Source organism: Desulfocurvus sp. DL1XJH-121 (genome assembly GCF_054819825.1).
In genome coordinates, this window is record NZ_JBTVWW010000010.1 from 131,760 (window position 1) to 143,240 (window position 11,481).

The following is an 11,481-nucleotide window of genomic DNA, read 5'->3' on the forward strand; positions in this document are numbered from 1 at the left end:
GTTCAGGCTAGTGCTTCGCCCGGAGTTCCTGCCTGGCGAAACGAATCAGGTGCAACAGGGGCCGGCGCGCCGAGCAGTAGTAGGTGCACAGGCCGCATTCCATGCACAGCCCGAGGCCCTGCGCCTTGGCGTCCTCGAAGCGGTCGTATTCCACATAGCGGGTGATGAGGTTGGGCATCAGCCGGGCCGGACAGCGCAGCACGCATTCCCCGCAGTTGATGCAGGGCACGTTCTCCACGGGCGCGGCCGCCACCTGGGAGGCGGGCACAACGCCCAGAGCGCGCAGCCCCTTGGGCATGCCCTGGTCCAGGCTGAAGGCCGCCAGCCCGCGCATGGGGCCGCCCAGGCGCACCATGTCGCCGTCCCCGGCGGCCAGGCCCACCTGCTCCAGCACCCAACCCAGAGGCGCGCCGATGGGCAGGCGGTAGACCTCGCCGTTTATGGTCGCCACGGTCTCGGTCAGGGGCAGGCCCGTGGAGGCGGTCATGCCCAGGTCCCAGAGGGTGGGCACGTCGATGACCGCCACGTTGGGCGGAGTCTCGCGGCCCGTGACGGCCTTGACCACCAGCGGGTTCAGGCTGTTGGGATATTTGGGGTTCATCACGACTTGTTCACACTCGCCCAGGGCCCCGCCCTGCACGCCGCCGGTGGAGACCAGCACGCAGCGGGCCGGGGCGACGAGCTTGCGGGCCCAGGCCAGGCCCTGCTCCAGCACGCCGCGCTCGTTGGCCAGGAGCGCCTCGGACACGGTGACCTCGGGCTCCAGGTTCAGGCCGTTGATGATCAGAATCTCGGCGACCTCGAAGCCCGTCATGTCCACGCCCAGCTGGCGCAGTTCGCGGCGCAGGGCCTTGTCGTCCTCGCAGGCCGTGAGGTCCACGGGCTCCACGGCCGCCTCGCCCTCGGGCGCGATGGTCACGTACGCGAAGCTGATCTTGGAGACCTTGCCCGCCAGGGAGGCGTGCATGTCGCCGGTCAGTGCGTCGGGCGGCTGGGCGACCTTGTCGCCGCGCGCCAGGGTCTTGCCGCGGGCCGTCTTGAGGGTCATCCCGCGCACCGGGATGGTCAATTCCTTAGGAACGGGCAACTCCCGGATGGGACCGGCTGGGTCCCTCGTCAGATTGAAGTCGATGCGTGTCATGGGCGTCCTACTTGGCGTGGCAGGTGTTGCAGCTATCGTCCCCGAACGGGCCCGCGTCCACGGACTCGTGGCAGCCCATGCACTGGGCGTGCAGGGCGTCGGCCTGCAAGGGAATCATGTCCTTGTCCGGGCGCTCGCCCTCGGCCATTCCGGGCTTGGGCTCGGAATCGTGGCAGCGGCCGCAGTATTCCTTGCTGGGGAACCAGTTCTGGTGGGACCGGGCAAAGGACTTGCCGAATTCCTTGGGGTGACAGTGTCCGCAGGGCTGCGGCCGGGCGTTTTCCACGCCATCGTGGTGACAATCTTCACATGCGTAGCCATAATCTTCCGCATGGCCGGCATGATTGAAGAAAACCCGTCCGCCGCTATTGTCGAAGATCACCCTGGGGGGCACATCCGGCAACGCGGGAGGCGCGGCGTACCCGAAGAGGGCCACCGCGAGCAGAACAGCGACGGTCACGGCGATGGGGACATATCTTTTCTGCAATGGTCACTCCTTGACGGAAACTGTTTGTGCATACAAACAAGACAAGCAGGGTTTGTGCCACCACTTGCCTGCGGGGTCAAGTTTTCTCGCGATTCTGTCAGTATCCTTCTTCATTGCGCTCATTTCATGTATTATTAGTGATATTTTTTCGTATCCACTATTTTTTCCCAAACAACCAAAACTCGGCCCTGAAGCGCGTCCCAGCCCGGCTGAACCGGCGCGCCCGCGCCCGCGTCTGGCTTTTAGGACGCAAATCGCGCCACACGCAAAGCTTGTGAAAAATAGCTTATCTATTTATTGTAAGGTGTTATAAAGAAAGGCTCTGGGCGAGTAATCCGAAAAACAAGACACCGCGCAAGCCAGAAGCACCATCACGCAGAACCACCCGTTCCCAAATTGCGCGTTGGACCAACGGAGCCGCCCTTGGGCAGCCCGAAACATCGTCGCTCCCGGCCCGCCGCCCTCCCCCGGAGGGACGCGGGCGGGGCTGATCCCTATGAGGCGAGGCCGCCCAGCACGGGAATCGCGGACCAGAGCAGCAGCAGAAGCAGCGCCACGCTGAGCAGCACCACGACCACCGAACGCGGCCAGGACAGGCCGCAGCCCTTGACCAGGCCGTAGGCCACCAGCCCGAACTTCCATATTTCCGTGATGGTGTTCAGGGCCGGTATCCAGGCCACGATCATCACCGTGCCCGTGGCGTAGGCGTAGACGGCGAATATCTTCCTGAAGGGCAGCCCCCGGGACGAGGTCATGGCCAAGACCACGAAGCCCAACCCGGCCAGCAGAAACGGCATGCCGATGGCGTTGATCACCAGGATGGCAGCCATCTGGAAGGACCGCTCGAAAAAATAGGTCAGGTAGATGGTGGCATAGAACATCCCGGAGATGACCAGGAACCTGAAGGCGTTCTGCTCCACGCCCGGGTCCTCGGGCATTGAGCCGAAGAACCTGCCCGGAGAGACGACCACCTCCTGCAGGGTCTTGAAATACAGCCCCACGCTGAAGCGGGTCCGCGCCCCGCCCTCTTCCTGGGCCTTGTCCGTGTGTTCCAGCGCCTGCGCCATGTCGGCCTCCGTCGCCCGCGGCATCCGCCGCGGGGCCAGCACCCTATTCGAAGAACTTGTCCACCAGCCCCCAGGCCAGCATGCCCAGGGTCAGGAAAAAGAAGACCAGCCGCTCCGCGCGCTTGGTGAAATACGTGACCCCGCCCTTGTGGTGGATCATCTTCTTGCCGCGCTCCTCTTCGGGAATGGCGAAAAAATTGGCCATGTCCGTCTCCTTGGGAAGTATCCTCCGGCGCGGCGGCGTACGCCGCCGCGCCGGAAGGGTTCAGGTCAGCGGGGTCAGAATGCCGGCAAGTCGCCGAACCCCCTCATGCCCCAGTACACCGCCGTGAGGCCGATCAACACGATGTTGGCGATGAACCACAGCGGGATGCCCACGCGCAGGTAGTCCTTGGGCTCCAGGTAGCCGGAGGCGTAGACGATGGCGTTGGGCGGGGTGCCGATGATCAGGCAGTAGGCGAAGGACGACGCGATGGCCGTGCTCATGGCCATGAACGGCAGGTACGTGGTGCCGGGGTGCACCAGACCGGCCATGTTCAGGGTGATCGGTCCCACCGCCGCGGCCGCCGGACCGTCCGCCATCAGGTTGGTCAGGATGGCGGTCAGGCCGTTGGAGGTCAGCATCAGCGGCAGGCCCTGGTCCATGCCGAAGGGAGCCATGAAGTCGATGACCGAACGGGCCATCCAGTAGGCGGCGCCCGTGGAATCCAGAGTGCGGCCGAAGATGATGGCGCCGGCGTACAGCCAGACCACGCCCCAGTCCACACGCTCCTGGTAGTCGCGCCAGTTCACGACGCCGGCCAGGATGTAGGCCACCGCGCCGGCCACGGCGATGACGCCGATGCCCAGACGCACGGGGTAGATGCCCATGTTGTAGAAGATCTTCTCGGTGAACCAGCCGTAGACCATGACCAGGAAGATGACCAGGGCCCAGATCTGCTTGCTGTTCCACTTGCCCATCTTGCCGATCTCTTGCTCCAGATAGGTCATGGCCGGCTTCAGGTCCGTGATCCGGGGCTTGAAGCGCATCTGGATGGCGAACCAGGTGATGGGGATCATCACGAAGATGAAGGGCATGCAGTAGGTGCACCACTGGAAGTAGCCGATGTCGAACCCGAACATGTCGTTCAGGTAGGTCATCATGATAACGTTGCGCGCGCCGCCCGAGGGGGCGCCGGGGCCGCCGATGTTACAGGCCATGGCGATGGCGATCATCAGCATCTTGGCCAGTTCCTTGTCCTCGGGGACCTCCTCGGTGAGGCTGTTCTGGTAGAGCAGCATGCCGATGGGCAGGAACATGGCGGCCAGGGCGTGGTCGGAGATGAACGCGGCCAGCGGGGTGATGATCAGGAAGAAGATCAGCGTGATCCAACGCACGTTGGGCACGGCGAGCTTCTTGAACATCATCAGGCAGCAGCGCTTGTCCACGCCGGTCTTGACGAAGGCCGCCGCGAACATCAGCGAGCCCATGATAAACCAACAGGCGTCGTCCCAGTAGAGCCCGGCCACGGTCTTGCGGGTCACGACCCCGGTGAAGACCAGGATCAGACCGATGCAGAAGGCCACGCCCGGCAGGGGGATGCACTCAGTGAGGAAGCAGAGCACGACGAAGCACATCATGGCCACTGCGACCTTGATGTGCCAGGCTCCCTTGTCCGCGTTCTTCTTGTCCTTGCCCGTGAGCTCCTCGTACTTCAGGTCCTGGGTGCGCAGCTTGTAGCTGGATTGCATCAGGGCCAGGTACACCTCGTCGGACACGTTCTCCTTCACGTACTCGTAGGCACGCTTGAAGTTGGCGCCGTCCACGGGGATCTTGTATTTCTTGCACCACTTTTCGTCACGCTTGAGGAAGCGCTTCTTGGACAGCGCGCCCATGCGCATGTTCTGCTCCATGATCTGGGCGGCGGCCAGCTGCCACTGGGTGGCGTCGGACGACTTGACCTGGAACAGCTCTTGGCAGATGTGCCCGATGACCTTTTTGGGGCCAACCTTGAACTCGGTTCCCACGTCCTTCATGGTGTAGGGCGTGGGCATAAGCATGACGGCGACCAGGAGCACGACCGGAATTATGAACAGCTTCCAGTCCACATACTTGTCGTAACCCGTCGCTTTCTTCTTCGTTTCGGCCATATTTCACCTCATCTTGGGTATATGTCGATTCCGAGACCGGAAGCGGCGGGTCACCGCCCGATGATCCGGGAAAATTCGTAGAACAGCTCCTGTTCGCGCACCACGCCCACGGCCTTGCCGTCCTTCATGACGATGACCCGTCTGGCGTCGAACTCGAACATGGCCTGCACCACGGACATGAGGTTGTCAGCGAAGTCCACCGAAGGCGGCCGCTCGGACATGATCGCCGAGACCTTCCTGTCCGCCAGGGCCTTGACCTGGGACGTGAACATCCCGCTCCAGAACAGGGGGGACCACTGCAGGGAGTCGGCCGTGGACGGCTTGGGATGGGTCAGGTAGGCGGGCCGCAGAGCCTGCAGCACGTCCTTGATGGCCAGAAGACCCACGACCCGGCCGTCGGCGTCCGTCACCAGCACGGAGCGGTGGCCCGTCTCCATGAGGCGGCCCGAGGAGACCATCTTCTCGAAGGACACCTTGAGCTTGCGGATGCAGTCGGCGAAGGTTTCGTTCTCGCTGACCTGGGTATAAGACTCCAGGGGGATCATAACCTCGCCGGCGCCCTTTTCGGAGCGGGCGTCCATGTGTGTGGCCGCGTAGGCGTCGTCGATCTTGGCGGCCAAGAGCTCGATGTCGCAGGGCTTGGCCAGGTAGTCGAAGACGCCACTCTGGATGGCGTCCTTGGCGCTCTCGGCGCCGCCGTGGCCCGTGAGCATGATCACCGGCAGGTCCGGTTTCTGCTCCTTGACCAGTTTGAGGGTCTCATGGCCGTCCATGCCGCCCATGCGCACGTCCAGGATGACCACGTCGGGGTCCTCGGACAGCTTGCCCAGGCATTCCTCGCCGCTGGCGGCCATGATGGTGTCATAGCCTTTCTGGCCCAGGATTTTCGCGGTTATGGTACGGAACCGCTCTTCGTCGTCGACCATAAGGACACGTATTCTTTTGGTCATTCACATCCTCCTTTCCATTCTACCCCGCCTGGCGGGGCTTGGGTTCAGGCTCTCAGTTTCTGCATCAGCTCATCGAGGTCGATGGGCTTGGATATGAATTCTCCCGCTCCCAAACGCATGCACTCGTATATGGTTTCGCGATCCGCGTCGCCGGAAAGGACCAGGACGCGTATTTCCGGGTGGTCCCTGCGCAACTCCCTCAGGACCTCCAGGCCGTTCACGCCCGGCATCTTGATGTCCAGGACGACCACTTCAAAGGCGTCCCGGCTACATTTGGACAGGGCGTCGGCTCCGTTGTCTGCGGTTTGAACATCGAAGCCGCTCATACCCAAAAACTTCGCCGTGGCGGAGAGAAACCGCTCTTCATCATCCACCAGCAAAATTCTCTTCATCGTCGACCTGCCTCGCCTGCACGGATCGCATGTGCTTTTATGAACAAGGCAACAAGCATGCCACGCCAATCACGCAACCCGGACTTGCGCCTTGCGGGAAAGGCCTGAATCTTTCCCAGACGGGGCATTAGCCACTTCATTGAGCACATCGCCGTAGGACATTTTTTTCACAATTGCTCCTTACCCACGGCATCACGCAGAGGCCTTTTCCACGACCTTTGCCGGGGGCAGGGTCACGATGAAGGCCGTGCCCTCGCCCTTGGCGCTTTCCACCTCCAGGGTGCCGCCCATGCCCTCCACGATGCCTTGGCAGACGAACAGCCCCAGGCCCGTGCCCTTGCCCACCGGCTTGGTGGTGAAGAACGGCGTGAAGATCATGTGCATGCGGTCCTTGTCCATGCCCGGGCCGTTGTCCCGCACCACCAGGCGCACCCCGTGGCCCACGTTGCGCTCCACGAGCACCGAGAGCTCGCCGCCGCTGCTGCCGTGGCGCTCCACGATGGCGTCCACTGCGTTGTTCAGAAGATTGAGAAGCACCTGCTGGAGCTGCGAGGCGTCCACGCGGATGAAGGGCGAATCCCCGGCCACGACCTCCTCCACCTTGATGCCGTTGACCTCGGCCTTGCGGCGCACCATGGAGACCACGTCGGTGATGAAATCACGCAAGTCCACGTCGCTCTTGGCGGGCTCCTTGAAGCGCCCAAAATCCAGGATGGCCCGGGTGATCTTGGCGCAGCGCTCGATCTGCTTCTTGATCTGGGCGATGCTCTCCTTAAGCTCGTCGGACTCCGTGCAGGGCTTGAGGGTCCCGGCCTCGTTCATGGCCGCGACGTTGAAATCTATGAGCGCCAGGTCGCTCTTCATGACCTGAAGCGGGTTGTTGATCTCGTGGGCGATGCCCGTGGCCATCTGGCCGATCTCGGCCAGGCGCGTGGCGCGCACCAGCTGCTGGCCCAGGCGCTCCTTGTCGCTGTGCGCGCTCTGCAGGGTGTGGTCGATGCGCCCGGAGAGCAGCACCGCCAGGACCAGCACCGCCGCCCCGCCCACCACGGAGATGAGCACGATGATGTAGGCCGACATGTACAGGGAGGCGAAGGCCTCGTTCTTTTCCTGGCGCACCACCAGGGTCCAGGCCCCGTTGTTCAGGCTGGTGGTGGCGAAGAGATAATCCTCGCCGTCCGCGCCCTTGGCCACGAAGGAGCGGGCCTTGTCGCCTTCGCCCCCGCCCCCGCCCTCGTACACGGCGGTGTCGGCGTCCTTTTCCATGAGTTCGCCGCCGGAGCGCCTGCGGGTCTGGAACAGGCCCTGGCTGTTGATGATGTAGGACTCTCCGGTCTTGCCGATGCGAACGTTGCGCACCAACTCGCCGAAACGGTTGCTGTCCAGGGTGGCTCGCAGCACGTGCCTCGGGCCCTGGCCGGCCTCGGCAACGGAAATGGTGAAATGCGGCACCCCCCGGTGCCCCAGGAACACGTCGCTGACGTACTCCCCGCGCTCCATGACCGCCTCGAACCAGGGCTCTTGGTCGTAGCGCCTGCCCTGCAGTTCGTATTCCCCCTCGTAGGCCACATGCAGGCCATGGGCGTCGAAGAGCCCGAGATCCACGTAGGATGCGGATTTTTCCTGCAAATCCGACAAGGCCCGGGGCATACCCCCGGGCCTTATGAGATCATCGATGGGAATGGTGCGTAGCGCGTATTGAAGGTCCGAACGGCGCTCAACCAGGAAGGATTCGATCATGCGCTTGTGGTCCACGGCGATGCGGCGCATGTCCTTCATGGAATTGGTTTCCAGGGTGTAGATGAAGTAGTAGAGCCCCACACACAGGGTCAGCGCGAACGGAACGAGGGGAATGAAGGCGAAGTAAACGATAATCCGGGAACGTATCTTGTTCGTCACGGTTCAGTCCCAGCCTTGTCCTCGTCCTCATCGTCCGGGGACGGCGGCTTCAGTTTGAACAGGGAACGCTCCTCGCCCCTGCCCCGGGTGGTGAGCCTGAGCAGGGAACCCAGCGCCAGCGCGCACAGCCCCACGAGAACCACGACCCAAAGGGCCAGGAGCAGCCTGTTCGTGTTGTACAACTCCATCAAATACCCAACGAAAAACGACTTGATGCCTCTCGTGTCGGCCACCCACACGGTCGACTTCACCGCCTCCACGGAACCCATGGCCTTGACGGCGACTGCAGCAAAATACTGAATAAAAACAGGAAGATTGATCATTTATCCTTCCAAAGTGCCTTGAATTCCGGTACGTTACCCAAAAGGCCGTATCGAGTGGTCACGCAGGTGACAAAGCAAGGGGAATGCCACCACGCGCGCTGATCATTTCTTGCCAAAAAAAATACTTTTACTTCGGCGTATTAACTCTATTTAAGCAACGATTTTTCCGCAAAAACACCAATTTCGACCTTCCGTGCAATAATGGCTCGATCATATTTGCGCGGCCCCCCCCCCTCTTCCTGTCCCCCCTTTCCCACCGCAGACTGCCGTCGCGGCAATTAGGCAATCATCTATCTGTATAACCATATATTTTTTTTCGGTTGGCCGGACATGAACCACGCCGGAAAACAGCCGCAAGGCGCAATCATCTCCTTTTCGATCGGAAATACTAATCTGATTTTTTGTGCAAGACAGGTTATATCCGGCAACATCGGGGCCTATTGAACGTGCCCCTGCACCATCGCAGGGCACGAGCCGCGCGCCGCATCGGCCACGCACAAAAAGGCCCGGAGCAGGACTCCGGGCGCGACAGGGGAAACTCCTGGTTCTGAAAACGGGAACCGCCCCCTGTGGAGGCGATTCCGTGGGCCGGCTTGGGGGCGGCAAAGTCCCGCCGGCCTAGGACAGGGCCGAGAAGGCGTAGCGCACGGCCGTGCCCAGGATCACGGCCGCCAGCATCCACTTGATGGCCCGGGCCGGGACATGGCGCTGGCAGCGCGCGCCCAGGTACATGCCCGCCATGCCGCCCAGGCCGAAGAGCAGGCCCAAGAGCCAGTCCGGCGCCACGCTGAGATTGGGGTAGAAAGGAGCCAGGGCCTGATAAAAGCCCACCCCGGCCACGGAGGTCACGAAGGTGCCCATGAGCGCGGCCCCGGCCACGGTGTACACGGGCAGTCCGAACACGGTGACGAAGAACGGGGCCACGATGGACCCGCCGCCGATGCCGTAGGCCCCGCCCACCACGCCGACCACGAAGCACAGGCCCACGATGCCAAATGTGGAGCACTCATGGCGCACGCCCTGGTATTCGTAGCCGATGCGGGCCCAGGACAGGGCCGCGTCCCGCACCCTGCCCGCGCCCCCGTTGGAAGCGGCGGACGCCTGCCGCCTGCACGAGAGGTCGCGCACCATCTTGACCCCGATCCAGCCCAGGACCACGGCCGCGAACAGCCGGAACATCCCCGGGTCGGGCAGCCAGGCCACGCGCACCAGCGCGCCGATGAACACGCCCGGCAGGGTGCCCAGGACCACGGCCCAGGTCAGGGGCCAGACCATGCGGCCTTCGCGCATGTAGCGCATGACCCCGCTGGGGATGGCCACCACGTTGAAGACCTGGTTCGTGGCGCTCACGGACGGGGAGGTGTAGCCCAGAAAGGACATCTGGAAGGGCAGCAGCAGGAACGCGCCGGACACGCCGCCCATGGAGGTCACGAAGGACACGGCGAAGGCCACCAGGGGCGGCAGCCACGGAGAGACTTCGATACCAGCTACTGGGAACAGCATGGCTCCTCCTTTGTTACTGACACGATTATTATAATAATCGTGTCAGTAATGGCAAGCCCCCGCGCGCAGATATCCGCGGGGTTCCGGCTTGGCAGATAGCCCGTAAAACCGTATGGATGGAGGAAAGAACCGGATTCCCGAAGGAAAAAACATGGACGATATGCTGGAAAAACTGGCCCGGGCTTGGGAGCGCAGGAACCAGGGCAACGCGGCGCACATCTTCACGGTGCCGGGCGACGTGAAGCACCTGGACACCGGCCAGCTGACCACCTTGGAGCGCGCCCTGCGCGACTGGGCCGACGCGACCCCGCGCAGCGATGTGCGGGCCTCGCGGCGCAGGATACTGCTGCTGTTCCTGGTCCTGCGACACACGGGGGCGCGGCTGGGCGAAGCCTGCGCCCTGGACCTCGCGAAGGATTTCCGCCCGGCCGAACGCATGGTCGCCCTGGGCGAGGACGCGGCCCGGCGCAGCGTGCCCCTGCCCGCGTCCCTGGCGGACGAACTGCGCCGCGCCCGGGAGGAGACGCCGTCCCCCCTGGCTGCGGACGGGACCCTGGCCGTGGAGCCCGGGCACCTGCGCCGCAAGCTCTACGAACGGGCCGAGGAATGCGGCCTGGCCAGGGACTTGGCCAACCCCACGGTGATCCGCCGCTCCCGGGGCATCGAGCTATTGCGCCAGAACGTGCCCTTGCCCGTGGTGCAGCGTACCTTGGGCCAGTCCACCCCCAGCCTGGCCGGGGACTACCTGGACTTCAGCGACAAGGACATGGACCGCACCCTGCGCGGGGTCGTGGACCGGGAGAGCCGCCGCACCAGCGCGCGCAACAGCTTCTACGGCCGCATCACGCGCATCAACCCCGGGGACATCCAGAGCGAAGTGCGCCTGACCTCCGTGGGCGGCCACGAGATCACGGCCATCATCACCAACGAAAGCGTGTCCCGGCTGGATTTCCGCGAGGGCCGCTTCGCCACGGCGGAGATAAAAGCCCCCTGGATCATCGTCAGCGCCACGGACACGGACAGAAACAGCGCCGTAAACCGCCTCTGCGGCACGGTCTCGCGTCTGATCCGGGGCAGGCTGACCACCGAGGTCATCGTGCGCCTGGACGACGGCCTGGAGGTCTGCGCCGTGATCACCGAGGGCAGCCGCGAGACGCTGGATCTGGCCGAAGGCGACAAGGCGTGGGTTATGTTCAATGCGTTTGCGGTGATTTTGGGGGCGGATTAGAGCGAGGCAGTGCGCTGTCCGCTGCGGCCGCGTAGGCCATGCCTTTCTGCGACTTGCGCTTGACGGTCGCGCGGAGTCTCTGCCGGTCCGGGGCGCGACCGGAATTGCAAGATCATAAGTAATGATTTGGGGAACAGCTGGTTCTGAAGCTTGCGCTTTAGAACCAGCTGCCAAGGGGGCCGGTGGGCGAGCCCCCCAGGCCCCTTGTATGTTGTCCCTGACCAAACGATAACGGTGAAATGGCAGAGGTGGCCGGGGGGAAGGAGGCTTTCCTTCTCCCCGGTCGTCCCGGCAGACCGTGGCCCCTTGGGCGAAAAGCCCGCTCCAGAGCGTGGTCGCCGGGACGACGAGCTTTCGCTCG

Annotated in this window: 11 protein-coding genes; 1 reads left to right on the top strand and 10 read right to left on the bottom strand. The window is 63.4% G+C overall.

The window, feature by feature from the left end; genetic code table 11:
* Positions 1-7 precede the first annotated feature (7 nt).
* From ACYYG1_RS09220 to ACYYG1_RS09265, 10 genes are all read right to left on the bottom strand, one after another.
* Complete coding sequence (locus tag ACYYG1_RS09220; RefSeq protein WP_461210012.1) at positions 8-1,141, bottom strand: electron transporter RnfC; 1,134 nt, start codon at positions 1,139-1,141, stop codon at positions 8-10.
* 7 nt (positions 1,142-1,148) lie between these two features.
* Positions 1,149-1,601 carry a cytochrome c3 family protein gene (locus tag ACYYG1_RS09225; RefSeq protein WP_461210023.1) on the bottom strand — a complete coding sequence of 151 codons (453 nt, stop codon included), beginning with the start codon at positions 1,599-1,601 and terminating at the stop codon, positions 1,149-1,151.
* Between the two features lie 521 nt (positions 1,602-2,122).
* Positions 2,123-2,695, bottom strand: coding sequence for a YIP1 family protein (locus tag ACYYG1_RS09230; RefSeq protein WP_461210013.1), 573 nt, complete (start codon positions 2,693-2,695; stop codon positions 2,123-2,125).
* A 43-nt stretch (positions 2,696-2,738) separates the two neighbouring features.
* Positions 2,739-2,900, bottom strand: a complete 162-nt coding sequence (locus ACYYG1_RS09235) for a hypothetical protein (RefSeq protein WP_461210014.1) — start codon at positions 2,898-2,900, stop codon at positions 2,739-2,741.
* A gap of 74 nt (positions 2,901-2,974) precedes the next feature.
* Positions 2,975-4,825, bottom strand: a complete 1,851-nt coding sequence (locus tag ACYYG1_RS09240; RefSeq protein ID WP_461210015.1) for an SLC13 family permease — start codon at positions 4,823-4,825, stop codon at positions 2,975-2,977.
* Positions 4,826-4,875: 50 nt separating this feature from the next.
* Complete coding sequence (locus ACYYG1_RS09245; RefSeq protein ID WP_461210016.1) at positions 4,876-5,775, bottom strand: CBS domain-containing protein; 900 nt, start codon at positions 5,773-5,775, stop codon at positions 4,876-4,878.
* 44 nt (positions 5,776-5,819) lie between these two features.
* Positions 5,820-6,167 carry a response regulator gene (locus tag ACYYG1_RS09250; RefSeq protein ID WP_461210017.1) on the bottom strand — a complete coding sequence of 116 codons (348 nt, stop codon included), beginning with the start codon at positions 6,165-6,167 and terminating at the stop codon, positions 5,820-5,822.
* Between the two features lie 192 nt (positions 6,168-6,359).
* Positions 6,360-8,066: a sensor histidine kinase gene (locus tag ACYYG1_RS09255; protein WP_461210018.1), complete on the bottom strand. Its 1,707-nt coding sequence runs from the start codon at positions 8,064-8,066 to the stop codon at positions 6,360-6,362.
* A complete protein-coding gene (locus ACYYG1_RS09260; protein WP_461210019.1) occupies positions 8,063-8,389 on the bottom strand; it encodes a hypothetical protein in 327 nt (108 codons plus the stop codon). Before ACYYG1_RS09260 ends, ACYYG1_RS09255 begins: the two co-directional genes overlap by 4 nt.
* Before the next feature lie 618 nt (positions 8,390-9,007).
* On the bottom strand, positions 9,008-9,892 hold the full coding sequence (locus ACYYG1_RS09265) for a sulfite exporter TauE/SafE family protein (RefSeq protein WP_461210020.1): 885 nt from the start codon (positions 9,890-9,892) through the stop codon (positions 9,008-9,010).
* A gap of 151 nt (positions 9,893-10,043) precedes the next feature.
* Here ACYYG1_RS09265 and ACYYG1_RS09270 point away from each other — a divergent pair, with 151 nt between their 5' ends.
* Positions 10,044-11,120, top strand: coding sequence for a TOBE domain-containing protein (locus tag ACYYG1_RS09270; RefSeq protein ID WP_461210021.1), 1,077 nt, complete (start codon positions 10,044-10,046; stop codon positions 11,118-11,120).
* Positions 11,121-11,481: the final 361 nt, after the last annotated feature.